This window comes from Streptomyces sp. CNP082 (assembly GCF_059570535.1).
This window is the reverse complement of the sequence record NZ_JCANSZ010000038.1, coordinates 53,493-77,081: the sequence shown is the minus strand read 5'-3', so window position 1 is coordinate 77,081 and position 23,589 is coordinate 53,493. Positions and strand designations below refer to the sequence as shown.

Here is a 23,589-nt window from a genome sequence, read left to right as displayed (position 1 = left end):
TCCTTTCCCCCACCGCGCTTCCCTTCCACCAGGCCCGCCACTCCGCGCTCAGCATACCGGGTCCTGGTGCGGTCCACCGTCCGGGCAGACACCCCCGCCAGTTCAGCGATGTCCTTGCGGCGGCGGCCCTCGCCCGCCCACAACACGATCCGGGCTCGCAGGGCCACATCCGCCGTCACGTGCCGGTCCGCCACCAACGTCCGCAATTCTGCGACCTGTTCTGAAGAGAGATTCACGCAGTGTCCAACGAGTCAAAGACCTTCAGGTGACATGAACCGGATCACAAGACACTAGCGGAAGAGAGATTCTCGGCAATGAGCAGAAGGCATAGAACGATCAAAACTGCACTGAGTATAGGGGTGATGGTGGTCGCATCATCCCTGCTTGGCGTACCCGGGACGGAGCAGGCATCCGCACAGCAGACGGCGGGGAACGCTCCGTTCATCAACTCGTGGCTGGTGTCGGGCCCGTTTGATTCGCCGGTGGCCGACAAGCAGTATGAATGCGAAGCCGAAGAGCCGAAGGTCGTGACAGCCGTCGCAGACAGTGCCGAGACAGCGGCGGAGAACGGTGCCGCGGAAAGAGCGGTCGACGGCGACCCGTCGACCATCTGGCACACCGCGTACAGCGACGGTGTCTCGCCTATGCCGCACCGGCTCGACCTCACGCTGCCCGAACCGTACGCGATCGACAAACTGACCTACCTGCCACGGCAGTCCGGCGGCACCAACGGGAACATCGCGGACTACGAGGTACTGGTCAGCGACGATGGCGTCTCGTGGGGCACACCGATAGCCACCGGCACGTTCAGCGCCGGGACCGAAGTGAAGACGGTCACCTTCCCGCAGGTCACTGCCAGGCACGTGCGGCTGCGGGCCCTGAGTGCACAGAACGGGCAGCCCTTTGCGGCCGCCGCCGAAGTCGCCCTGTACAACGGTGCTGAGGCGGTGCCGCCGCCCATGAAGCCGGTCGACGGGAAGACAAAGATCACTCCGAAGACCGGTGAGTCGTTGAGCTTCGGCAGCGAAGAAAACAAGTGGGAGTACTTCGACGACCGTATCTATAACCGGACCTACGACGACTACCAGGACCTTTACGGGTACTACTCCGTCAAGAAGGGTGTCGATACGAGGAACAAGTACGTGTACGCGCACACGTACGTATACAGTCCGGTCGAGCAGAATGCATACTTCAACGTCGGGGCGAGCGGTTCGTACCGGCTCTATGCGAACGACAGGTGCCTGACGCCCCCGAGCACTCCGGTGGAAGTGCAGAAGGATCTGACGAAGCAGGCCGTCGAACTGCACGCAGGCTGGAACAAGCTGATGATTCAGATCAAGCACACCTACACGGAGGATGTGAACTCGAACGGTGTGCCGATCGCCAAGGACCAGAACGTGGCCTATCTCGGATTCTATGGCCGGGTGACGGATCAGGCCGGCAACAAGATCAATGGTCTGGTCAATTCGGTCACAGGCCCGTCGGGGAATCTGCAGATCGTGTCGCAGGGGCTCTCGACTGACGATGCGATCGACACTCCACTCCCGAAGAGCAACATGCCGGTCGGCTACAAGGAATGGCCGTACGTCTGGAACAAGTCGGCGGCCGACAACAAGTTCGGCGTCGCCGCCTCGGCTTTCCAGTTCATGGCTGCCGGTGGCGCGCCGGGCTACACGTGGAGCATCGTCGATGGGAAGTTGCCCGATGGTCTGGAACTGAACCCCGACGGCTCCATCGCGGACGGACTGGTCGACGGGAAGGTCGATCTGAACAGCGCCGACGGAACCATCGGCATCAACACAAGACCGGGCGACTACAACTTCACCGTCCAGGTAGCCGACAAAGACGGGAACACTGCTTCGAAAGACTTCACCATCACGGTGAAGGAACGTCCCAACAAGTGGTTCGAGGAGGGCAGGGTCGGCGCGCTGACTCATTCCACTCCGACGTACAACTACTTCGTGGATCCGAACTTCTCCGCTGACCTGTGGGCGGAGCGGGCGAAGCGTCAAGGGCACTCGCTGGTGTCGATCGAATCCCTGCAGCAGAACTATTTCTGGCCCTCAAAATTCGCGGATCCGAAGCATATCAGGGCGGAATATCTGCCCAAGGACGAAAACGGTAGAGTAGTCGACGGATTGAAGCCCTACGCGGCAGCGGTAAAGCGTCACGGCATGAAGTTCGGCTTGTATTACGCAACCGAAGGCGGCGGCTTGCAGCATCATTCCACTGATGTACTCGTACAGAATGTGGAAGACCTCATTCAGCGCTACTCTCCGGAGTATCTGTACTTCGACGGACCCCAGGCAATGCCCGGTGCCAATTATGACGTGATGTACAGCCTCATTCGCAATTACAGCGATGAGATCGTCGTGAACTCGAACGCCTGGGGGGTCGAGTACGGCGATCCGGATCTGCGGACCGACGAGGCGTCCGGCATCTATTCCAGCGCGCACGGGAATCATCTTCTGAAGCGGACGGTCATGGAGCCGTGGAAGATGATCCACACCAAGAACATGCTGTCGCCTTACTACGAGAAGCGCGATGACTACCGGCAGGTCTCGAAAGAGATGCTGATGAACGCCGGCCGGGGCCTCGTCGACAACAACGACCAAAGTGTCATCGACAGCCGGGGACCGAACCAGAACTCTCCCCAGGACATCGCCACGAGGTACCCGAAGGCTGTCCAGGAGTTTATCGATGTAAGGGAGAACCTCGCCAAGTGGTTCGGCCCGAAGCATGGGCCTGACCGACACGAGTCCACGACGGGCACGACGCCGTACTTCCTGGCGGGCTACGGCTACGAGGATGACGGACGAGGAAACTACGAGAAGTTCGCACGCCCGAACGGCACGACTGGTCCGCAGTGGGGGTACGCGACCAGCAGGGACAACAACATCTATCTGCACATCATGAAGGGGCCGGACGGCAAGAAGGGCTTCGACGCGATCACCGGCAAATCCCTGACCATTCACCCGGTCAACGACCGGGTCACGTCGGTGGAATATCTGAACAGCGATGTACCGGTCAAGTCGTTCAGCCAGAAGGGCGACAGCCTGACCATCGACCTTGCCAATGTGCAGGAAGATCCGATTGACACGATCATCAAGATTGTGACCGACAATCCTGCACGCAAGTACAAGCTGACCGACGTCACCGCGACCGGTGAGCAGACAGCACCGCACGTGTTGCAGGTAAACGCCGAGGGCTACATGACGTATCCCGCGCTGAAAGCCAGTCTTTCGCACGTGGCCTACAGCAGCGCAAATCCCGAGGTAGCGGCAGTTCAGTCCAGTGGAATCGTGACCCCGGTGTCGGATGGCACGACGAGTATCACGGTGCGGGGCACGTACGAGGGCGTGACCAAGCAGGACACGCTGAAGGTGCGGGTCAAGGACGGATTCGTCTACGTCGCCGAGGACATGATCGGCGCATCGTTGCTGGTGGAGGGGAAGGAGACCTACGGTGAGTTCGGCCTGAACGATGGGCTGAAGTACGCGATAGAAGGCAGGTCGGCCACCGGCGGGTCCATCGGCTTGGATGCGGCACGGATCACATGGCATGGCGGAGTTGTCGATCTGGCCGGCGGTACCAAGTACAAGCCGGTCGCGGTCGAGGAGGTGGACACGTTCGCGTTCAAGCAGAACAAGATCATCACTCCGCAGGTCGAGGCGCCCACGAGGGGAGCCGTCTGGGCGGACGTGACACTGGACGGCAGAACCTTCACGACAAACAAGGTCTTCCTGGATCTCCTGCCGCACCGGAACCTTGCGAAGGGCGCCGAAATCACCGCTGACCAGCAGCAGGATGCGGTGTCGAACCTCGTCGACGGCAAGCTCATCGAGGGCGATCGCTTCGATGAGTCGAAGTGGTCGGTGCCAGGAGACGAGAAGGCTTGGCTTCAGTTCAAGCTGGCGGCGAAGTCCGACATCTCGAGCGTCGACATCAACTTCAACACGCTGGACCAGCGGTACATCAACACGCCCAGGACGTTCGAGATCCACACCAGCGTCGACGGCGTGACCTGGAACGATGCCGGCACCGTCAACGGACCCACGGGCACGGCGTATTTCGGTTTCCACGACCGGTACCCCGTGAGCGCACAGGCCCGGTACGTGAAGTTGGTGTTCGACGGCGGCTCGAACGGGCCGGCGACCGACCTGCTCGAGGTAGCCGTCAACGGAAGGTAGGCAGCGAGGCGAGCGGTCAGCGTCGTCGTGGTCGTCCATGGCGACGACGCTGACCCGATGCCAACGAAGCAGGAGAACCCCGGCCGGCGGATCCGGGCGGGTGGCCGGCGTGTCCGGCCGCCCGCCCTGGCTCCGTTCCAGGGCCCTCCCGGGCCCGCCAGGTGCTATGTGCCGATGCGGTGGGTTCCCCGCAGCCGGGACGTGGGAGCACTGTGAGCACCTTCACCGCCGTCGAGGAACGCTGGAGCCGCACGCCGGGACGGGGTCGGTCACGGGGATCTGGAGCGGCTGCTCACCGAGCTTCCGGAGCTACTGCCCGGACACGGCTACGAGCCGCTCCGCCGGCGCTTCGACGCCCGCACGTGAGGCGGCTTCAGGCGGCGAAGACCGTGCTGGCGAGTGCCACGTGCACCGCCGTGCCGGCGAGTATCGACAGCAGGACGTTGCGCCGCCACAGGTGTACGGCCACGGTGGCCGCCAGCGCGAGCACCGTCGGCCACGCCGCCCCCGGGTCGCGCGGCGTGAGGTGGCGCAGGGTGTACGCGGCGAGGATCACCATCACCCCCACCGGCATCGCGGTGCCCAGGTACGCCACGAGCGGGCTGGACCGCAGCGGGGCCAGCGCGGCGAACGGCAGGGCGCGCAGCGCCCAGGTGACGGCGACGGCGACCGCGACGGCGGCGAGCAGATAGCCGGCGGCGGGAGCGGCGGGGGTGTCAGGCACGGGCGCCCGCCTCCCGGCGGCGTACGAGGGCGTAGTGGGCGAGGAGCACGGCCGCGAACAGCAGGAACGCGGCGAAGAGTTGACCGCCGGGCACCGTGAGCCGCGCGGCCAGCGCGCAGCCCAGCGCCAGCGCGGGCACGGCGAGCGCCGGCCGCTCGCGGAGTGCGTCGAGGGCCAGCACGGTGAACAGCGCGGTGACGGCGAAGTCCAGGCCCCGGACACCGGCGGGGACGGTGGCGCCGAGCAGCGCGCCGAGGGTGGCGCCGCCGGCCCAGTACAGGTGGATGAAGACCTGGAGCCACAGCACACGGCGCCCCGGGTAGGACTGCGCGGCGGGGTGCGCGGTGACGGCGTACGCCTCGTCGGAGAGGGCGAAGGTGCTGTACGCCCTGGCCGCGCGGCCCCGTACGCGGTGCAGGGGGAAGGTCAGGGCGTAGAAGACGTGCCGGAAGTTGACCGTGAACGCCGTCAGCGCGATCTGCCCGAGCGGTGCAGCGGCCAGCACCAGGCCGAGCAGGAGGAACTCCAGCGAACCGGCGTAGATCAGGCCGGAGAAGACGCTCGCCCACCACCAGTCCAGGCCCGAGTGGGCGACGAGGACGCCGAACGCCACGCCCATGGGGAAGGCGCCGAGCCCGACCGACCCGGAGTCGGCGAGCCCGCGGGCGAGGTCGGCGCGCAGCCGGCGGTCGGCGTGCTCCGTAACCATGGGGCGATTCTAGAAAGTTCCGCGGCTTATATGGTTACGGATTGTGGCTCTACACTGTCCATGTGCGCAATGAAGTGAAACTTGATGAGCTTGATCGTGAAATTTTGCGTCAGTTGCAGCAGGACGGCCGGCTGACGAACGTCGAGCTGGCCCGCCGGGTCGGCCTGACCCCGCCGCCCTGCCTGCGCCGGGTGAAGCGGCTGGAGGAGGCCGGGATCATCACGGGCTACCGGGCGCGGGTGAACGAGGAGGCGGCCGGGCGGGGCCTTGAGGTGATCGTCTCCATCGAGGTGTCGGTGAGCGACCTCGACACCCTCGCCGGTCTTGAGGCGACGATCGGCGCGTACGACGAAGTGGTGGAGTTCCGGCGGGTCTTCGGCACGCCGGACTACTTCCTGCGGGTGCTGGTCGCGGACTACGCGGCGTACGAGCAGTTCCAGACCGGCAAGATCATCGGCATCCCGGGCGTCGCCCGGGTCATCTCGCAGCCCACCATGAAGAAGATCAAGGTCGTGGACTGAGTGGAAACCCGGGGCAGGTCCCGGTGACTCCCGAAAGCACGGCAACCGGAACACCCTTGCGTACCAGCCCTCAATCCGCCGCCGCCAGCGCCGCCAGCAGCTCCCGCTCCCGGGCCGGACTGAGGCCCGCCCGCCGCGGCCGGTCCAGCCCCTGCTCCCGCTCCCACGCCAGGGTGTCCGCCAGCAGCTCCGCCCGCGGCCTGTGCGTCAGCCCCGCCGCCACCGCCGCGGCGCCGCTGCGGGAGGTGAAGCCTTCCCACCCCGGCTCGTCCAGCCACATCGCCAGCGACTCCTCCCCCATGAACTGCTCCACGCCCTGCCCGCGCAGCCACGCCGAGCCGGCCTCGGCCACCGGCCCGGTGTGCCCGCCGACCTCGCGGGAGAGCTGGATCCAGTCCGCCAGGGGGAGGACCGGGCCGACCGTGTCGTACGTGCCGGTGGCGCCGGACTCCGCGTTGTCCAGCAGCCAGGCGGTGAGGTCCCGCACGTCCACGACCTGCGTCGACAGGTGCGGGCCCGTGGGGACGAGCATCGGGCTCCCGGGGTCGCGGGCGGCGCGGGCCACCCAGTAGCCGGTGCGGCCCGTGTGGTCGCCGGGGCCGCCGATGAGGCCGGCGCGGGCGGTGACGAGCCGGTCGCCGACGGCCTCCCGGGTGGCCTGCTCGCAGGCCGACTTGGCCTCGCCGTACAGCTCGCGGCCGACTTCGTCGCGGTCGGTGGGCTCCATGAGCGGCGCGGACTCGTCGGCGCCGGGCGACTGGTGGCCGGCGTAGACGTTGCCGGAGGAGACGTAGGTCCAGTGCCGGGCCCGGTCGGCGAGCGCGGCGAGGGCGCCGCGGACGAAGCCGGGCTGCCACGACACCTCGACCACGGCGTCCCAGGGGCGGTCGGCGGTACGGGCCCGCAGCGCGTCGTACGCGCCGGGCTCCCGCCGGTCGGCGGCCACCAGCTCCGCGCCGTCCGCCACCCCGCCGCTCTCGCCGCGCGCGAGGCACGTCACCCGGTGCCCCCGCGCGAGCGCCAGCCGCGCCACCTCCCGGCCCACCCAGGCCGTACCGCCCAGCACGAGAATGTCCATCCCCGCACCCAAGCACCGATCCCGCCCGGGCACATCATCGCTACGCCGACAGCAGAGCCCGTACCCCTCAGCCCGTATCCCTCAAGCCCGTACCCCTCGGCCCGTGCTCCCCGCGTACGCGCTACGCCCCGCCCCGCGCCGCCGTCCGCGCGAGCCGCGCCTCCAAGCCGTCGAGGAGGAAGTCCAGGCCGGCGGCGAAGGTGCCGTCCCAGTCGTCGTCGCGGAGGTAGTCGCTGGCGGCGAGCGTCGGATAGCGGTCGCCGTCGGCGCGCACCCGCTCCTGGGCGAGGTCGCGCTCCGCGTCGGTGACGTCCAGCGCCACCTGGGTGGAGGCGGAGCCGAGTACGTGGTTGTGCAGCGCCCAGGTGGCGGCGAGGAGGTCGCGGCCGGTGAAGCCGGCGCGTACGAGCGTGGCCTGCAGGGCCTCCATCCAGGCGAGGAAGTGGGGGCCGAGGCCCGGCTTGCGGCGGGCCGGGACGGCGGCGGCCCAGGGGTGGCGCAGCAGCACGGCGCGCCAGGTGCCGAGCACGGCGGCGACGTCGTCGCGCCAGCCGGCGGCCCCGCCCGCGGCTGCCGCCGTCCCGGCCGCGGCTGCCGTCCCGTCCGCCGTCCCGGCCGCGGCCGGCGTCCCGGCCCCCGGCGGCTCCGCTTCGCCGAAGATCGCGTCGACCGCGAGGTCGATGACGTCGTCCTTGGTCTCGACGTGCCAGTAGAGGGAGGGCGCGACGACCGCCAGGCGGTCGGCGAGGCGGCGCATCGTGAGCCGGTCGATGCCGTCCTCGTCCAGCAGCGCGACGGCCGCCGTCCCGATCCGCTCCCGCGTCAACGGCGGTTCGCCCCGGGACGACGTACGCCCCGGGCGCAGCCAGACGCTCCGCGCCTCGTCACCTTTGCCACGTTTCCGCTGGTCACGCGGCTTCTTGTCGCTGCCCACCCGGCTCAGTGTAGTACGGTGTGCAGCGTTCCCTAACAACGTTAGGGATGACCATACGTCGTTAGACAAGGAGCGATCCCGTGCCCGCTGAGACGACGCACGAACGCAGCGGCGGCCGGCGCCGCTGGTGGACCCTGCTGGCCGTCAGCACGGCCCAGTTGCTCGTCGTGCTGGACAGCACGATCGTCAACATCGCCCTGCCGTCCGCGCAGCAGGCGCTCGGCATGACCGACGCGAACCGCCAGTGGGCCGTCACCGCGTACGCGCTCGCCTTCGGCGGCCTGCTGCTCATCGGCGGCCGGGTCAGCGGACTCCTCGGCCACCGCCGCGCGTTCGCCGCCGGCCTCGTCGGCTTCGCCGCCGCCTCCGCCCTCGGCGGCGCCGCGACCGGGCCGGGGATGCTGTTCGCCGCCCGCGCGGTGCAGGGTGTGTTCGCCGCGCTCCTCGCCCCCGCGGGGCTGTCGCTGCTGACGACGACGTACACCGGGACGCGCGAACGCGGGCGCGCCTTCGGGGTGTTCGCCGCGGTCGGCGCGGCGGGCGCGGCGGTCGGGCTGATCGCGGGCGGGCTGCTGACGCAGTACGCGGGCTGGCGCTGGTGCCTGTACGCCAACGTGCCCGTCGCGCTCCTCGCCGCCCTCGGCACCGCGTTCGTGCCGCACGCCCCGCCGCTGCGCGCCGCGGGCCGGCTCGACGTGCCGGGCGCGCTGCTCAGCACCGCCGGCTTCGCCGCCGTCGTCTACGCCTTCAGCGAGGCCGAGCCGCACGGCTGGGGCGACCCGAAGGTGCTCGCGCTGCTCGGCGCCGGGGTGCTGCTGCTGGCGGCGTTCGCCGCCGTCGAGCTGCGGGCGCCGTATCCGCTGCTGCCGATGCGCGTACTCCTGCACCGGGCGCGGGGCGGGGCGTTCGCGGCGATCACGCTGATGTTCGTCGCGATGTTCGGCTTCTACCTGTTCATGAGCTACTACACGCAGACGGTCCTCGGCTACTCGCCCGTGGAGTCGGGGCTGACGCTCATCGTCAACGCCGCCGCGGCGCTCGTCGGCTCCCTGCTCATCGCCGGGCGGCTGCACGGGCGCGTCGCACCGGCGGCGCTGATCGTGCCGGGGCTCGTCGCCGCGGCGGCCGGGATGCTGATCCTGACCCGGCTGACGGCGGACACCTCGGCGGTGCTGGGCGCGTACCTCGTACCGGCGCTGGTGCTCACCGGTCTCGGCCTCGGCTGCGTCATGCCGCCGACGGCGGCGCTGGCCACCGCGCACATGCGCCCGCACGAGATCGGCGCGGCTTCGGCGGCGTACCACGCGTCCCAGCAGGTGGGCGCCGCGCTGGGCACGGCGCTGCTCAACACCCTCGCCGCGAGCGCCGCCGCCGCCCACCTGACGTCGGCGGCCGGCACGACGGCGACGGCGGCCACGGTGCACGGGTACACGACGGCGCTGACGGTGGCGGCGGCGGTGCTGCTGGCCGCGGCGTGCCTGACGGCGCTGCTCGCCACGCCGCGCCCGGAGCGCGAGCCGGCAGCCGGGCCGGAGGCCGGGTCCGCGTACGCCGCCGCGGAGCCGGAGGCGGCCGTCGCTCAGCAGGTCTCGCGGACGTAGTCCGCGGCGCCCTGCGGGGAGACCGCGCGGTCGCGGCGGACGATGCTCAGGCGGTCGGCCCACCGGCCGCAGGCCGCCGCGAGCCCGCCGGGCGTGTACTCGACGACCAGCACCCGGTCGTCGAACGCCGCGGCGTAGGCGGCGCACTCGCCGTACGCGCCGCACTCCTCCGCGACCGCGAAGTCCGCCCCGGTACGCGCCCGGTCGGGGGCCAGCTCCGCGGTGTTCTTCTGCGCGACGGCCAGCCCGCGGTCGTGCGCGCGGTCGGCGAGGAGCGCGGCGTACGCGCGGGCGTGGCCGGCGGTCAGCAGGCGCGGGAAGCGGGTGTACGTGTCCAGGTTGTCGGGCTCGACGGCCTGGTAGCCCCGCTCGGCGCAGCCGTCGATCCACCGGCCGACCTGCGCGGCGATGCGCTCGCGCTTGCCCGCAGTGCGCAGGTCGAGCACGGCCTCGCCCCAGTCCTCGTCGTAGACGACCTCGCCGGCCGCGTCGCGCAGCAGCAGGTCGGGGTCCCACCGGTCCTCGGCGCCCGGCTGGACCTGGAAGGCGTTGACGTAGCAGACGTTGTACGCGCCGGGGGCGGGGGCGTCGCCGCGGTCGCGGATGACGACCTCCACGCCGGGGGGCGGGTCGTAGGCGCCGCCGATCTGGTAGTCGACCCCGGCGCCCGGCGGGGGCAGCGCGGGCTTCCGCGCCCCGTCGCGGTCGCCGTCGCCGGCGCCGTCGTCCCGGGGGGCGACGGCCAGGACGACGGCCAGGGCCGCGAGCACAGCGGCGGCCACGGCGGCAGCGGCGAGGGCGGCGCCGGCACGGCGGGTGCGTACACGGGTCACTCCGCCACTATCGCGCGTACGCCGACGGACCGGGCGGGCGCCCTCCTCCGGAGCGCCTCCCTAGAATTGGCGGGTTCGCGGCCCCGAAGGACCGCGGGACCGCAGGACCGCGGGCACCGGGCTGGAGCGGGTGGAGGAAAGGCATGTCGCAGCAGCGACCGGGCGACGCCGGGGCGCCGACGATGCGTGACGTCGCCCACCGCGCCGGGGTCAGCACCATGACCGTCTCGCGCGTGCTGAAGGACGACGCCCGCGTCAGCGACCCCACCCGCCGCCGCGTCCTGGCCGCCGTCGAGGCCCTCGGCTACCGGGTCAACGCGACCGCGCGCAGCCTGCGCCTCGGCGGCAGCGGGATGATCGGGCTGATCGTCACCAACCTCGCCAACCCCTTCTACTCGCGGCTCGCGCTCGGCGTCCAGGAAGTCGCCTCGCAGCACGGGCTGAGCATGCTGCTCAGCAACACCGGCGAGCAACTGGACCGCGAGCGGGGGCTGGTGGAGGACCTGGCGTCGCGGCAGGTCGCGGGCATGATCGTGGTGCCCGCGGGCGGCAGCCACAGCCACCTCACGCCCGCGGCGCTGCGCGACATGCCGGTGGTGCTGGCCTCCCGGCCGCCGTCCGGCATGGAGGCGGACTGCGTCCTCGTCGACGACTTCGGCGGCGCCCGCGACGCCACGGCCCGGCTGCTGGCCGCCGGCCACCGCCGGATCGGGTTCCTCGGCAACCCGCCGGCCATCCACACCGGCGCCGAGCGCTACCGCGGCTACCGCGCCGCCCACGAGGCGGCCGGGCTGACGCCGGTCGACCGGCTCGTACGGCGCGGGCTGACGGACGTGGCGGCGGCGGAGCAGGCGGCGCGGGGGCTGCTGGCGCCGCAGGGGTCCGCCGGGCCCGGGTCCGCCGCCGCGCCCACGGCGCTCTTCTGCACCAACAACCGGCTCACCCAGGGCGCCATCCGCGCGGTACGCGCCCTCGACCTGCCGGTCGCGCTCGCCGGGTTCGACGACTTCGACCTCGCCGACGTCCTCGGGATGCCGCTGACGATCGTGTCGTACGACGCGGACGAGATGGGCCGGCAGGCCGCGCGGCTCCTCATCGACCGCATCAACGGCGGCCCCGCCGCCTCCCGCCCCCCGCGGCGCACGGTCCTGCCCACGCACGTCATCCGCTACGGGCCGCAGTAGGGCGGCGGCCTCAGACGTCGACCAGGTGCGCGAGGGCGAGGTCGGCGTTTCCCGTGACCCGCAGCGGCACGCGCACGGCCGGGTTCAGGCGGCCGTTGACCGCCAGCAGGCTCGACCGCGGGTCGGCCGGCGGGGGCTGGGTGTAGAGGTCGAAGCCCTCGTCGAGCGCCGCCCTCAGCCCGGAGGCCACGCAGGTGTAGTTCAGCAGCCGGTCGTGGGTGGTGTGCTGGACGTGCAGTTCGACGGTCTCGGTCGCGTACGCGGCCTCCAGGAACTCCTGGACGTTGCCCTCCCGGAGCAGCATCCCGGTGTCCAGTTCGACGGACATCGCGGGCAGCACGAGCGTGGCGCGCAGGAACCCCTCGTGCCCGTCGAGGTACAGCACGGCGCCGTCGGTGGTGATCGCCTCGCCCAGGCCGTACAGGTCGGCGCGCAGCCGCGGCGTCATCCGGACGACGATCCCGGGCCGGCCGGCGAAGCCCATGAAGACCACGCCGTCGTCCTCGGCGAACGTGCGGTGCTGCATGATCACGCTCACCGGTCCGGTGCCGGGCGGATGGAGCGTACGGGCGTGTGCGGCGAGCCGGTCGGTGAAGCTGGAGACCGTGATCCGCGGCAACCGCCGCTCGCCGAGCAGGAGTCCGGGCCGGTCGGCCGGCCCGGACGTGCGCGGATCGAACACGTTGACCGAGATGTTCCCCGCGCCCGTGCTGTGGTTCTTCCCCGTACGGTTACGCCGCCAGAACGCCATGCGGCGACGCTAGCGCGACCGCGCCGGGAGGGGTCCCGGCGCGGCGGTCAGGGCAGCAGGTCGGGTCAGCGGGTCGGGTCAGCGGGTCAGCAGGACATGCCGTTGGGCTCGTCGATCGCGACCGAGCTGAAGAAGTCCTGGAAGGACGAGAAGAAGTTGCCCTTGCCGCCGGGGCTGGTGACGGCCATGCAGCCGCTGTAGTCGGCGTCGGACCACAGGTTGATCCAGTAATCCGTGCGGTTCCAGTCCGACTTGGCGCGGTCGTCCATGCCGACCGCGGCCAGGTTCGGGGTGTCGTCCTGGAGGGCGACCATGTCCCCGGTGCCGTCCAGGCCGGAGAACAGGCAGTAGTGGTCGGCCGGGCAGCGGTCGTAGCCTTCGGCCGTCGCCTGGGCGGACGCGCCCGGTGCGGCCAGCAGGGTGGCGGCGGCAGCGGCGGCGGCGACGAGGGCGGCATGCAGCTTCTTGGTCATCTCTCTCCTCGGTGGGCGACAGAACCCGATCACCCCGCCGCCCGTGGGGCATCCCGGGCGGCGGGGGAGCACACGGGAGCGGCGGCAGCCGTCGAGGGATGTCACCGACGTGGGCGCTGCCCGCCACTCCGCTCTGCCGAGTATGGCCGAAGCTACGCGCGGAGACTGAAGATTCACTTGGCGCTGACTTGGTCCCGGACCTCGGCGCCCTAGTAGTACCCCTTCGTCCCGTCGATCAGTTCCCGGACGATGTCGGCGTGTCCCGCGTGCCGTCCGGTCTCCTCGACGAGGTGGAGGAGGATCCAGCGGAGGTTGGCGACGTTCCCCTTGGAGTCAGGGTGGCGGCCGGCGTCGTCCAGGGAGGCCGAGGCGACGATCTCGTCGGTCCGGGCGCACTGGGCCTCGTAGTCCGCGAGGGCCTGCGCCAGGGTGACGCCGTCGGCGAACCAGTCGGCGTCGTCGTCCGCCGACCCGTCGAAGGCCGGGTTCGGTGCGCTGTCGTTGCCGAGGAAGCGGACCTCGAGCCAGCCGTGCTCGGTCCACCGCATGTGGACGAGGAGCCCGGTCATGGTCATGAGCGGCGAGGTGGGGACGACGGAGCGGTGCGCGTCCGCCTCGCTCAGGCCCTCGCACTTCCAGCGGAGGATCCTGCGCTGGAGTTCGAGCCAGCCGGTGACGGCGGCGCGTTCGTCGGCGAGGAGGGGAGGGCGTTCGAAGATGTGAGACATGGTTGCGGACGCTAGCGCGGCCGGTGGCGGGGTGTCGTCGGATTTTCGCTACCCCCGGCCGCCCCCGCGCACGGCCCCCGGCCCCGGTCCCGTACCCCCGCCGTCTCCGACACCGACTCCGACTCCGATACCGACTCCGAACCGACTCCGAACCGGCTCCGACTCCGCCCACGGGCTCTCTCGCCCGGCCCGGCCCAATCCGCCCCGGTCCGGCGCCAATCCAGCCCCGGTCCGGCTCAGGCCTCCGGCTTCTTCGCCATGACCACCACCCCCGGCCCCGTCTGCCCGTCCCCCGGCAGCCGCAGCTCCGCGACCACGCTCAGCCCCGCCCCCTCGGTCATCTCCACAAGCTGCTCCGGCCGCCACCGGTGCGTCGTCCAGCGCACACCCTCCCGGCCGTACGCCTCCGTCCGCACCACGTCCCCGTCCCCCACGTGGGTCCCGGTGAGGAAGTGCCCTCCCGGCTTCAGTGCGCGCGCGAACATGGCCAGCACCTGGGGCAGTACGTCGCGCGGGAGGTTGAACAGCGACCACCATCCGAGGACGCCGCCCAGCGACCCGTCGGCGAGGTCGAGGTCGGTCGCCGAGGAGACGGTGAAGCGGCACTGCGGGTGCAGGCGGCGGGCGTTCTCGACCATGCCGGGCGAGAGGTCCACGCCGGAGACGTCGAGACCGCGGTCGGCGAGGTACGCGGTCACCTGGCCCGGCCCGCAGCCCACGTCGAGGACGGGGCCGGCGGCGGGACCGGACGCGGCCACGGTGTCGGCGAAGGCGTCGATCGACGCCTTGAGCCACGGGTGGCGGCGGATGTCGGCCATCCCCGTCGTCTGGAACAGATGGACGTAGTTGTCGGCCACGTGGTCATAGGACTTGCGGACGATGTCGAGGTCTGCCGGGCGGTCGATGCGGGGCGCGTGTGCGTGCATCCGGCCAACGTAGGGCAGGGGTCTGACACGCGCGCCGGGCCGTACCCCGTCAGTTCTTGCGGCCCACGCCCGCGTAGATGCCGATCTCGCCGTACCGCGCCGGCGGCGGTGTGTCCGGGCGCCAGAACGGGACCTGCACCAGGCCGGGTTCGACCAGGCTGAAGCCGTCGAAGAACGGCTCGATCTCCGCGCGCGGGCGCAGGTTCAGGCCCGCGGTGGCCTTGTTGTAGACGGCCTGCGCGTCCGTACGGTCGGCGAAGTCGCCGGTGGCGTGGGAGAGCACCAGGTAGCTGCCGGACGGCAGCGCGTCGCGCAGGGCGGCGACGATCTCCCGGGGCCGGTCCTCCTCGGTGAGGAAGTGGAGTACGGCCACCAGGAACACCGCGACCGGCTTGCCGAAGTCGAGAACCCGGCGGACGTCGGGGTGGTCGAGGACGCTCTGTACGTCGCGGAGGTCGGCCAGCGCGATGCTGGTCGCGCCGGAGCTGCTGAGCAGCGCGTCGGCGTGAGCGCGGACGATGGGGTCGTTGTCGACGTAGACGACGCGGGTGTCGGGCGCGGTCTCCCAGGCCGTCTCATGCACGTTCGGGGCCGTGGGCAGGCCCGTGCCGATGTCGAGGATCTGGCGGATGCCGCCGGCGACGACGTGGCGTACGGCTCGCTGGAGGAAGGCGCGGTTGGCGCGCAGGCCGATCCGCGCTTCGGGCGCCGCGGCGACGAGTTGCTCACCGGCCTCGCGGTCGACCGCGTAGTGGTCCTTGCCGCCCAGCAGATAGTCGTAGATCCGCGCGGGGTGCGGTCTGGTGACGTCTATCTCCTCGAAGCGGAAGCCGTCGGATGTCACAACTGCGCTCCTCTCGGTGCCCGCCACAGTAGTACGGCCCCGGAGCACGGCCCCAGACCGGCCTCCTGCCCTGGTGCACGGATGCTTGTCCGAGAGCGAACGCCGACGGCCCACGGGGGCGCCGCGGTCCGGGGCGCGGCTTGCTGTGCTGGGCCCGGTGGCGCACGATCATGTTGGGCACGGCCGTGGCCCGTAGAGACAACGAGGGCGATGACGATGAGGAGACAGATGCGACCGCTCCTGGATGAGGTCATGCCGGAGGTGCGGCAGGCCGCACACCGCTCCGCGGCGGCGCACGGGAAGGCGGTCCGGTGAGCAACCTCGACGAACGTCCCGGCCTGGCCGTCCTCGCCCCCGGGGAGCCCTGCCATGCCGTGGAGGTCCTGGAGCCGCGGCTCGTACCCCTGGGCGGGCCGCGGGCCATGACCGTCTACCGGACCCTGCCGCAGCGCAACCGGTCCCTGGTGGGGGCGTGGTGCTTCCTGGACCACTACGGGCCCGACGACGTCGCGGTCACCGGCGGCATGCAGGTCCCCCGGCACCCCCACACCGGGCTGGCCACCGTGTCCTGGCTGTTCACCGGCCGCATCGACCACCTCGACTCCGCCGGCAACAGCGCCCCGGTGCGGCCGGGCGAGCTGAACCTCATGATCGCCGGGCAGGGCATCACCCACTCCGAGATCAGCGCCGCCGGCGCCGACACCCTGCACGGCGTCCAGCTCTGGTACGCACTCCCCGACGCCACGCGCTTCAGCCCGCACCACTTCGAGCACTACCGCCCCGAGCCGGTGCCCCTGCCCGGCGCGACGGCGCGGGTCTTCCTCGGCGAACTCCTCGGCTCCGCCTCCCCGGTCCAGACCCGCACCCCCGACCTCCTCGGCGCCGAGCTGCTGCTGGACCCGGGCGCCACCGTGACCCTCGGCGTCCGGCCGGACTTCGAGCACGCCGCCCTCGCCGAGACCGGCACCGTCAGGGTCAACACCACCGACGCCGAGCACCGCTGCCTGGCTTACGTGCCGCCCGGCTCCGACACGCTCACGCTCACCGCCGGCCCCGACGGCGCCCGGGTCATCCTGCTCGGCGGCGTACCGCTGGACGAACAGATCGTCATGTGGTGGAACTTCGTGGGCCGCAGCCACGAGGAGATCGCCGAGTTCCGGCGCCGCTACCAGGCCGAGCTCGGATTCGACCCCGCCGACCCGGCCGACACCGGCAAACCACCCCTGTTCGGGCCGTTCCCGCCCGGCCAGCCCCCGGCACTGCCCGCCCCGGCACTCCCCAACACCCGGCTGCGGCCACGCCAGCAGCCCCCCGCCGCCGAGACCACGCCGCCAGCAGGAGGAAGACCATGACCGACCAGCGTTTCGACGTGCAGGACCGGCCCGAGGAATCCCGTTACGTCCTCGTCGACCGCAGCGCCGCAGACCCGGCTGCCCGGATCATCGGCGAGGAAGACTACGTCGACGTCGAGACAGCGGGCGGCGTCCAGAGGGTGCTGTTCCACACCGCGGTCAACGAGAACTACAGCGGCCAGGGCCTCGCCTCCCTGCTGGTGCGCCATGCGGTCGACGATGTCGTCGCCCGCGGCTACAGCATCGTCCCGGTGTGCCCGTACGTCGCCGCATGGCTCCCGAAGCACCCGGAGTACGGCGCCCACGTCGTGAAGCCCACACCGGACCACCTGCGCGCGGTGACCCCACACCAGAAATGAGACCCCCGGGAGGCGGCGGTGGTCACGGGCGGCGCGTCCTCATCCGCGCTCGTAGTGGAAGCGGCATGCCACGACGTGGATGGTGTCGTCCTCGTCAATGCGGTACACCAGCCGGTGCTCGGAGTTGATGCGCCGTGACCAGTAGCCGGCGAGGTCGCTCCGCAGCGGTTCGGGCTTGCCGATCCCCTCGTGGCCGTTGCGGTCGATGTCGGCGATGAGGTGGTTGATCCGTTTCAGCAGCTTGCGATCGTTCGCCTGCCACCACGGGCAGTCGTTCCAGCCGTCATCGAGGAAGAACACCTTCACGCGGCGCCCTGTCCGCCCTCGTCGTCGGGTTCGGCCAGCTACCGCGGAGCCCTCCACGGCGACTACGGCGAACCGGCCGACCTTCCCGCTCCCCTGCCGTCCCCCATCGACACCGGCGTCCTGCCGCGCGGGCGTACCAGCCGTTCTTGTCGGTGATGTCCTTGGCCTTCTCGGACTGGGAGATCACTTCGACGGCGAGGGCGACGTCGTGGGGGTCGGCGAGCCAGGCGTCGTCCTCGTCTCAGGCGACGGGCAGCACGATCAGGTCGGGGGTGGCGCAGTCGTCCGGGTCGTCGGGCAAGGCGATCGAGGTCATCTCGTACGGCGCCAGGCCCTCGGGCAGCCGCGATTCGATCTGCACCCGCAGGCGGCGGATGGTGCCGGCGTGCTTGCCGCACCGGGTGGGGGACAGCACCAGGCTGCCTCCGATGATCTCGACCCGCAGTCCTGTGGCCGCTTCGATGCGTTCGGCGACCTCGCGCAGATTCCCCGGGCGCGGGTGCAGTCCGGGGAGCGCCATCGGTGCCCACCACCGTCCTCGGCGGCCGTCGCCTCCACCGTACGGGCCAGGCCCGGACGCGATGCCTATCCGCAAGCTGCTGGCACGGGACCGCTACGGGACTGCGGCCGTCATCGAGGTCCGGTGGCCACTTCGAGGGCAAAAGAAAACCCTCCTGAGCGCGTTTTCGCAGGTCAGGTGGGTTTTTGCGGTGCCCCCAACGGGATTCGAACCCGAAATCGTTACCTCGCTGACCTGCGGAAACGGGGGAAGAACGGGTAACGCACCTGTTTGCGTCCTCCTGGGTCCTGCTCGATCCGGGCCCCGTGCTGACACGTCAGCACGGGATGTTCGGTCATCGCGATCGCACATTCAGGCTTGCCGGGATGGCCAGAAAGTCCTGCCTTACGGCGCGAGTACCCGGGTAGTTACTCCAGGCAACTCCCCGAACTTCGCCTTCGCGTCCGTCGTCACGACGGTACGTCCGGTCGCGGCGGCCGTTGCCGCGATCATCAGGTCGTGCGCACCACGCGGAGCGCCGGTGCTGCGGCAGTGGGCCAGCAGATGGGCGTGATGACGGGCGATGCTTATGTCGTACGGCTCGACCGGGATGTCCGCGATCACACCTTCCACGAAGGTGCGGCGCCGATCTCGAAACCGGGGGTCGCCCAGCTCGGCACCCTGCAGTAGTTCCGCAGCGGTCACCGCGGCGATCACGGCGTCATCGTCCTCGCCGATCGCGTCGCGCCACTCCAGCTTGCCCCGGTCCACACAGGCGATCACCCCGGTATCGAGAATCACTCGGCCCACGGGTCACCGTCTTCGGTGAGCAGGGTCCGGGTGGCGAGGATCTCCTCGTACCAGTCGTCGCCTTCTTCCGCGCGGGGTAGGCGGGACAACGACTTGAGCAGAGCCTTGCCGTTGGGGCGGGCGACATGCGGACCCAGCTCCGCTACGAGCCTGCCGTTGCGCATGATCTCGATGCGCTCGCCGGCTGCGACGCGGTCGACCACGGCGGAGAAGTTCCGCGAGACTTCGGAGGCGCTCATCACCGTCATGGGTTCAGATTATCTGAATCGCGGTGATGTGGCCACCGTGTTCCCGCGCCGGGGCACAGCGAGCATGTCGCGGGCCAGGGCGTCGCGGTCTCAGCGGTCAAGGGGCGGCGCTCATCGCGGCTCCGCCGACAGACGTCGGCGTGCCCGCCCCCTCCCACCTTTGCCTGCCGACCTGCTCCCAGAGCGCCTTCAACCAGGTCAGGTCCGTGCGACGGCGACGCCAGCGAAGTAGAGCACCGCCTCGACCGTATGGTGAACCTGTACGGCTACGGCGAAACCCAGCATGGCGGTGTAGGCGGAGCGGCTCTCACCTGGAGCCTCACGCTGCCTGGCGCACGTCGCCGTACCGAGGGCAACGGCAAGAAGAGCTGCCCCCTCCAACCAGTCATCACGGGCGTCCGTCCAGCGTCCGGCGGACTCGGCCCAATCTGCCGGAGCCCCGAGCCCCTCAGAAAAGCCGTGGGCCAGCGCGAGCGGCGTCTCGGCACCGAACTCGGGGAATGCCAGGCGACCGGTGGCCGTCTGGGGGCCGGGCCTCGAATGATCTACGGTGGACGCCACGTAACGGTGTGGGTACGGAAACGTCCGTGACGGAGGACTGGAGCGGGTTGTGGTACGGACCAGGTTCGTTGACCGTGTGGAGCACATGGCCGAACTGCGCTCGCTGATGGCGGCGTTAGCGCAGGGGCGCGGTGGCCGGGCGATCGTGGTCGACGGTGTCTCGGGCGTGGGGAAGTCGGCGCTGCTGAGGGCGTTCGAGACGGAGGTTGCCACCGCTGCTGGAGCGGGCGTGGGCAGGGTCGTATCGACTCGCTGCCATCCAGGGATCGGGCCGGGACTGCGTTACGGGCCCGTCGTCGATCTTCTTCTGCAGTTGGCGGAGGATCACGAGGTCAAGGAGCCTGGTGTCTTCCGCAGACTGCTGAACTTCAGCGGTCAGAGCGTCGTTCGATCCGCCCCGGAGGTGCTTTCTGCGCTCGTGCCCGGGCTGGGGGCTCTGTTCACCCTTGGCAGGGAGGTCGCTGAAGCGTCACTCGCCTCCGGCTCGATGCCCTTCGACAGTCTGCTGCCCTTCCAGCAGGGAGCGGCCGCACAGATCGTTGAGGGACTGCTGGACCTGGTCAGGCAGGGCCCGCCCACCGTCCTCCTGATCGACGACATCCAGCACAGCGATCCCAGCAGTCTGCTCGTCCTTGACCAGCTGCTGCGCAGGCTCCCCGGCGAACCGCTTGCCGTGGTCCTCAGCCATGCCACGGACGGGGTGTACGCGGCGGACTCCGGCTCCACGGTCGAGGAATTGCTCCACCGCTGGACGACGGAGGAGATCCTGCAAAGGTCGTCACTGACAGGGCTGCCACCCGATGCGGTGGCCGAGCTTGTGAGGACCCGACATCCTGCCGCTCCCTCTTCCCTGCCGGAGCAGCTGAGTCAACTGACCTCCGGCCATGCTGTTTTCATTGCTCTCTGCCTGGACGAGTGGCGTCCCGAGGACGGAACCCGGGTTGAATTGCCCGCCAGCCTCGCACGCGTGGTGGAGGATCGCCTGGGGGGACTCGGAGAGCAGGACCGGGAGCTGCTCGTTATCGGCGCCACCCAAGGTGAGGCGTTCTTCTCGCGGACTGTCGCCGCGGTCAAGGGCGCATCGCACGATGACGTGATGGAGCGGCTGAGACGCATCGCCGCCCGCCATCGGCTGATCGCGCCGGAGCGCCTTCCCGGATGGGCCCGGCTGGAGGCGTCCGACCGCTACCGGTTTGAACACCGGGCTCTGTGGAGCATGGTGTACGCCCGGCAGAGCCCGCAGCAAACGCGTTCCCGCCACGCGCGCATCGCGGCTGCGCTCACCTCCGAACCGCTGCACGGTGCGCCTCTGGAGCGCCGACTGGAAGTCGCCCACCATCTGCGCAACGGTGGCACGGAGTGCCTGGTCGCCTCGGCCGACGTGCACTACGAGCTGGCTCGGGACGCCGCCATGGAAGGGCTGTCCTTCGCCGAGGCGGAGCAGCACTGCGAAGAAGTGATCAACGCGGTCCGGGACCTGCCCGAGTATGAGGAGAGCCGGGACCGGCGCCTCATCCAGGCCGTTGAGCTGCTGTTGTCGTTGACGGAGGTGCGCTGGCGAGGCCAGCATCAGCCGGCGGGGGGTCCCGACATCGACGCCCTGGCCGCCGAGGCCGAGGTGGCGGCGAGGCGCTGCGGCACCCCCGAGCTGGTGATCCGTACCACGCTGTTGCGTGGCAAGACCCTGCTGGCAACCCAGGGACTGGTGCCGTCCCTGGACAAGCTCCGCGCAGCCGTGGAGCTGGCCGAGCGGCACGGTGACCCTGTCTCGCTCTTCGTGGCCCGGGTCGAGTACGGACGCCAGGTCTCCAAGCGGCGGCTGGCCGACGGGCTTGCCCAGCTCCGGGAGGCGGAGCGCATGTACGCCTCCGATCCGCGCCTCGGCGGCAGCGACGACCCGGTCCTCCAGCACGCCCGCAACCTGGGAGAGATGCAGCTCGGCGTCACCCTCTTCGACAGCGGGCACCTCAGTGATGCACTGGCCAGGCTGCGCCGCTGTGCCGGGCGGCTGCGCGACGAACCGCTGAAGGCCGAACTGCCCATCGCCCTCAACTACCTGGCCCAGGTCTACGCCGCTCTCGGCACCGACCGGGAGGCGGAGGACGTCCTGCGTGCAGCCCTCGACTTCGAGGCGGACCGCGGGGGCGACAGCGGCTGGCACGCTTACAACACGGCACTCCTCGCTCGCCTTCTTGTCGATAGGCCGGGGCAGCGCAACCAAGCCCTGGAGCTGATCACCAACGCGTGGGCGGAGACCGAGCGGACCTGGCTGGCCAACCTCGTTCCCATCGTCCGTAACCTGTACGCCGAGGTTCTGCTCCTTGCTGCGGAAGAATCCGGAGAACTTCTGGACCAGGCAGAACGCCTGGCCAACACCACCTGCGTCGAGACTCAGCGCAGTGGCATGATCCGCAGCAGGATCGCCGCGCACTCTCTGCGCAGCCGCATCCTGCTGAGGCGAGGCGCCGTGGGCGATGCCGGCGAGCAGGCCCGTGAGGCCGTACGCATCCTCGACGACGTAGGAGACATGCCAGCCCTGCGGACCGAGGAAGTCCTCTACCACTCCGCCGTCACTCTGGCCGCTGCCGGTGCGCAAGCGACGGCTCAAGCACTCCTTGAGCGTGCACGGGTCGAGGTCTGCCGCAAGGCAGACCTGATTACGGAGCGGGGCCTGCGGGATCGCTTCCTCACCGAGGTCCCCCTCAACCATTCCATCCGCGAGGGCGACGGGATCGGCTGGTGACCAGGGAAGGTGACGTGCGGAGAACCCCGGGAGCGGGTGGCAGACTGGAGCCGCCATGCTGACGATCACCAAGGAGTTCCACTTCTCGGCCAGTCACGTCCTCGACCGGCTGCCGAGCTGGCACCCCTGCGCCCGCATGCACGGCCACAACTACGTTGTCGTACTGGAGCTGTCCGCCCGTAGAGAGAACCTCACCGAGGCGGGTTTCGTACGCGACTACCGTGAACTTGATGCCTTCAAGAAGTGGATGGACGACACCCTCGATCACCGCCACCTCAATGAGGCGATGGGGGGGGGTATCTCCCCGTCCGCCGAGAATCTCGCAGCCTGGATCTTCGACAACTGGATTCAGAGGCTCCCCGAGCTGACAGCGGTGAGGGTCTCTGAGACGCCCAAAACCTGGGCTGAGTACCGGCCCGAGCGATAGGCAGACCGGCGGCGGAGGCTCTGTTGTCAGTGGCTTCCGGTATCAATCGATGTGGAAACGATCAGCCGGTTTTCGTCCTGGGGAGCGATCTGCTGGCCCTGGAGCCGGCCGCGTTCAAGACCGCTGGTTGGATCACCTGTTCGTCGACGCTGACGGGATACCGACGCTGGTGGAGGTCAAGCGGGCGAGCGATACGCGTATCCGGCGCGAGGTGGTGGGTCAGATGCTGGACTATGCGGCGAACGGAGCGCGTTACTGGCCCGGAGCACTGCTTCAACGCTCCTTCGAGGAGACCTGCGTCGCGGACGGCCGATCGCTGGAGGCGGCGTACGGGGAACTGCTCGGCGGCCGCTCCCCGGAGGAGTTCTGGACGACGGTCGAGGAACGACTGGCCGCTGGGCAGATGCGGCTGTTATTCGTCGCGGATCGGATCCCGCTGGAGCTACGGGCGATCGTTGAGTTCCTGAACCGGCAGCTGCGGCAGACCGACGTGTACGCGGTCGAACTGACTCAGTACCGAGGTGACGGCGATCTCCGCGTCCTCGTCCCGCGCGTTCACGGCGAGGTCGCTACGGCAGCGAAGTCCCCCTCCGGGCGCCGGGCCACGCAGCGGACGACGCGTGACGACATGGACGCAGTGATCCGTACTCGCGTTGCGCCAGAACCGAGGCGGATCGCGACCGCGCTGCTGGATCACGGCGCGGCCAGGGGACGACTGGAAGGGGGAACGGCCAAGTACGCCAGCATGTCCGCCCACTATCCGGTCGCCGGCCGGCAGGTGCCAATCT

General features: G+C 70.1%; 23 protein-coding genes. 8 read left to right on the top strand and 15 right to left on the bottom strand.

Annotation, left to right across the window (positions count from 1 at the left end; all coding sequences use genetic code 11):
- A partial coding sequence (locus tag B124_RS26045) for a helix-turn-helix domain-containing protein (RefSeq protein ID WP_496505268.1) occupies positions 1 to 167 on the bottom strand: 167 nt, incomplete at its 3' end.
- Positions 168 to 362: 195 nt separating this feature from the next.
- Between B124_RS26045 and B124_RS26040 the strand changes: the two genes are divergently transcribed.
- Entirely contained in the window at positions 363 to 4,190 is a 3,828-nt protein-coding gene (locus tag B124_RS26040) for a discoidin domain-containing protein (protein ID WP_496505393.1), read from the top strand.
- A gap of 373 nt (positions 4,191 to 4,563) precedes the next feature.
- Here the strand turns inward: B124_RS26040 and B124_RS26035 are convergent, their stop codons facing one another.
- Positions 4,564 to 4,914: a branched-chain amino acid transporter permease gene (locus B124_RS26035; RefSeq protein WP_496505392.1), complete on the bottom strand. Its 351-nt coding sequence runs from the start codon at positions 4,912 to 4,914 to the stop codon at positions 4,564 to 4,566.
- A complete protein-coding gene (locus B124_RS26030) occupies positions 4,907 to 5,623 on the bottom strand; it encodes an AzlC family ABC transporter permease (RefSeq protein WP_496505391.1) in 717 nt (238 codons plus the stop codon). Before B124_RS26030 ends, B124_RS26035 begins: the two co-directional genes overlap by 8 nt.
- 74 nt (positions 5,624 to 5,697) lie before the next feature.
- Between B124_RS26030 and B124_RS26025 the strand changes: the two genes are divergently transcribed.
- The gene (locus B124_RS26025; RefSeq protein ID WP_496505394.1) at positions 5,698 to 6,144 is read left to right on the top strand and encodes an Lrp/AsnC family transcriptional regulator; all 447 of its coding nucleotides are present in this window, start codon (positions 5,698 to 5,700) and stop codon (positions 6,142 to 6,144) included.
- 70 nt (positions 6,145 to 6,214) lie between these two features.
- Here B124_RS26025 and B124_RS26020 read toward each other — a convergent pair whose 3' ends face one another.
- Complete coding sequence (locus B124_RS26020; RefSeq protein WP_496505390.1) at positions 6,215 to 7,222, bottom strand: NAD-dependent epimerase/dehydratase family protein; 1,008 nt, start codon at positions 7,220 to 7,222, stop codon at positions 6,215 to 6,217.
- Between the two features lie 121 nt (positions 7,223 to 7,343).
- Complete coding sequence (locus B124_RS26015) at positions 7,344 to 8,156, bottom strand: TetR/AcrR family transcriptional regulator C-terminal domain-containing protein (protein WP_496505389.1); 813 nt, start codon at positions 8,154 to 8,156, stop codon at positions 7,344 to 7,346.
- Between the two features lie 80 nt (positions 8,157 to 8,236).
- Here B124_RS26015 and B124_RS26010 point away from each other — a divergent pair, with 80 nt between their 5' ends.
- The gene (locus B124_RS26010; RefSeq protein ID WP_496505388.1) at positions 8,237 to 9,757 is read left to right on the top strand and encodes an MFS transporter; all 1,521 of its coding nucleotides are present in this window, start codon (positions 8,237 to 8,239) and stop codon (positions 9,755 to 9,757) included.
- On the opposite strand, the gene B124_RS26005 is transcribed toward B124_RS26010, so the two are convergent.
- Entirely contained in the window at positions 9,736 to 10,590 is an 855-nt protein-coding gene (locus B124_RS26005; protein ID WP_496505387.1) for an endo alpha-1,4 polygalactosaminidase, read from the bottom strand. The genes B124_RS26010 and B124_RS26005 overlap by 22 nt on opposite strands.
- A 143-nt stretch (positions 10,591 to 10,733) precedes the next feature.
- On the opposite strand from B124_RS26005, the gene B124_RS26000 reads away from it, so the two are divergent.
- Positions 10,734 to 11,774 (top strand): LacI family DNA-binding transcriptional regulator, encoded by a 1,041-nt coding sequence (locus B124_RS26000; RefSeq protein WP_496505386.1) that lies wholly within the window; start codon positions 10,734 to 10,736, stop codon positions 11,772 to 11,774.
- A 10-nt stretch (positions 11,775 to 11,784) separates the two neighbouring features.
- Here B124_RS26000 and B124_RS25995 read toward each other — a convergent pair whose 3' ends face one another.
- From B124_RS25995 to B124_RS25975, 5 genes are all read right to left on the bottom strand, one after another.
- A complete protein-coding gene (locus tag B124_RS25995; RefSeq protein ID WP_496505385.1) occupies positions 11,785 to 12,525 on the bottom strand; it encodes a hypothetical protein in 741 nt (246 codons plus the stop codon).
- An 86-nt stretch (positions 12,526 to 12,611) separates the two neighbouring features.
- Entirely contained in the window at positions 12,612 to 12,998 is a 387-nt protein-coding gene (locus tag B124_RS25990; RefSeq protein ID WP_496505384.1) for a peptidase inhibitor family I36 protein, read from the bottom strand.
- A gap of 209 nt (positions 12,999 to 13,207) precedes the next feature.
- A complete protein-coding gene (locus tag B124_RS25985) occupies positions 13,208 to 13,726 on the bottom strand; it encodes a DinB family protein (RefSeq protein ID WP_496505383.1) in 519 nt (172 codons plus the stop codon).
- A gap of 236 nt (positions 13,727 to 13,962) precedes the next feature.
- Entirely contained in the window at positions 13,963 to 14,652 is a 690-nt protein-coding gene (locus tag B124_RS25980; protein ID WP_496505382.1) for a class I SAM-dependent methyltransferase, read from the bottom strand.
- 49 nt (positions 14,653 to 14,701) lie between these two features.
- Positions 14,702 to 15,496: an SAM-dependent methyltransferase gene (locus tag B124_RS25975; RefSeq protein ID WP_496505381.1), complete on the bottom strand. Its 795-nt coding sequence runs from the start codon at positions 15,494 to 15,496 to the stop codon at positions 14,702 to 14,704.
- 311 nt (positions 15,497 to 15,807) lie between these two features.
- On the opposite strand from B124_RS25975, the gene B124_RS25970 reads away from it, so the two are divergent.
- Together B124_RS25970 and B124_RS25965 are read left to right on the top strand one after the other, a co-directional pair.
- The gene (locus B124_RS25970; protein ID WP_496505380.1) at positions 15,808 to 16,848 is read left to right on the top strand and encodes a pirin family protein; all 1,041 of its coding nucleotides are present in this window, start codon (positions 15,808 to 15,810) and stop codon (positions 16,846 to 16,848) included.
- Positions 16,845 to 17,207, top strand: coding sequence for a GNAT family N-acetyltransferase (locus tag B124_RS25965; RefSeq protein WP_496505379.1), 363 nt, complete (start codon positions 16,845 to 16,847; stop codon positions 17,205 to 17,207). The genes B124_RS25970 and B124_RS25965 overlap by 4 nt, the downstream gene beginning before the upstream one ends.
- Before the next feature lie 39 nt (positions 17,208 to 17,246).
- On the opposite strand, the gene B124_RS25960 is transcribed toward B124_RS25965, so the two are convergent.
- The 4 genes from B124_RS25960 to B124_RS25945 form a co-directional block, all read right to left on the bottom strand.
- The gene (locus B124_RS25960; RefSeq protein ID WP_496505378.1) at positions 17,247 to 17,513 is read right to left on the bottom strand and encodes a Txe/YoeB family addiction module toxin; all 267 of its coding nucleotides are present in this window, start codon (positions 17,511 to 17,513) and stop codon (positions 17,247 to 17,249) included.
- A gap of 241 nt (positions 17,514 to 17,754) precedes the next feature.
- On the bottom strand, positions 17,755 to 18,033 hold the full coding sequence (locus B124_RS25955) for a hypothetical protein (protein WP_496505377.1): 279 nt from the start codon (positions 18,031 to 18,033) through the stop codon (positions 17,755 to 17,757).
- 384 nt (positions 18,034 to 18,417) lie between these two features.
- Positions 18,418 to 18,813, bottom strand: coding sequence for a PIN domain-containing protein (locus B124_RS25950; RefSeq protein WP_496505376.1), 396 nt, complete (start codon positions 18,811 to 18,813; stop codon positions 18,418 to 18,420).
- Positions 18,810 to 19,070 (bottom strand): type II toxin-antitoxin system Phd/YefM family antitoxin, encoded by a 261-nt coding sequence (locus B124_RS25945; RefSeq protein ID WP_496505375.1) that lies wholly within the window; start codon positions 19,068 to 19,070, stop codon positions 18,810 to 18,812. Before B124_RS25945 ends, B124_RS25950 begins: the two co-directional genes overlap by 4 nt.
- A gap of 610 nt (positions 19,071 to 19,680) precedes the next feature.
- On the opposite strand from B124_RS25945, the gene B124_RS25940 reads away from it, so the two are divergent.
- Both B124_RS25940 and B124_RS25935 read left to right on the top strand, forming a co-directional pair.
- The gene (locus B124_RS25940) at positions 19,681 to 22,374 is read left to right on the top strand and encodes an AAA family ATPase (RefSeq protein ID WP_496505374.1); all 2,694 of its coding nucleotides are present in this window, start codon (positions 19,681 to 19,683) and stop codon (positions 22,372 to 22,374) included.
- Positions 22,375 to 22,429: 55 nt separating this feature from the next.
- Complete coding sequence (locus B124_RS25935; protein WP_496505373.1) at positions 22,430 to 22,801, top strand: 6-pyruvoyl trahydropterin synthase family protein; 372 nt, start codon at positions 22,430 to 22,432, stop codon at positions 22,799 to 22,801.
- The last annotated feature ends 788 nt before the right edge of the window (positions 22,802 to 23,589 follow it).

Coding starts and splice junctions, on each gene's coding strand:
- B124_RS26040 (WP_496505393.1), top strand. CDS start 363: ATGGTGGTCGCATCATCCCTGCTTGGCGTACCCGGGACGGAGCAGGCA.
- B124_RS26030 (WP_496505391.1), bottom strand. CDS start 5,623: ATGGTTACGGAGCACGCCGACCGCCGGCTGCGCGCCGACCTCGCCCGC.
- B124_RS26020 (WP_496505390.1), bottom strand. CDS start 7,222: ATGGACATTCTCGTGCTGGGCGGTACGGCCTGGGTGGGCCGGGAGGTG.
- B124_RS26000 (WP_496505386.1), top strand. CDS start 10,734: ATGTCGCAGCAGCGACCGGGCGACGCCGGGGCGCCGACGATGCGTGAC.
- B124_RS25995 (WP_496505385.1), bottom strand. CDS start 12,525: ATGGCGTTCTGGCGGCGTAACCGTACGGGGAAGAACCACAGCACGGGC.
- B124_RS25990 (WP_496505384.1), bottom strand. CDS start 12,998: ATGACCAAGAAGCTGCATGCCGCCCTCGTCGCCGCCGCCGCTGCCGCC.
- B124_RS25985 (WP_496505383.1), bottom strand. CDS start 13,726: ATGTCTCACATCTTCGAACGCCCTCCCCTCCTCGCCGACGAACGCGCC.
- B124_RS25980 (WP_496505382.1), bottom strand. CDS start 14,652: ATGCACGCACACGCGCCCCGCATCGACCGCCCGGCAGACCTCGACATC.
- B124_RS25965 (WP_496505379.1), top strand. CDS start 16,845: ATGACCGACCAGCGTTTCGACGTGCAGGACCGGCCCGAGGAATCCCGT.
- B124_RS25955 (WP_496505377.1), bottom strand. CDS start 18,033: ATGGCGCTCCCCGGACTGCACCCGCGCCCGGGGAATCTGCGCGAGGTC.
- B124_RS25945 (WP_496505375.1), bottom strand. CDS start 19,070: ATGACGGTGATGAGCGCCTCCGAAGTCTCGCGGAACTTCTCCGCCGTG.
- B124_RS25935 (WP_496505373.1), top strand. CDS start 22,430: ATGCTGACGATCACCAAGGAGTTCCACTTCTCGGCCAGTCACGTCCTC.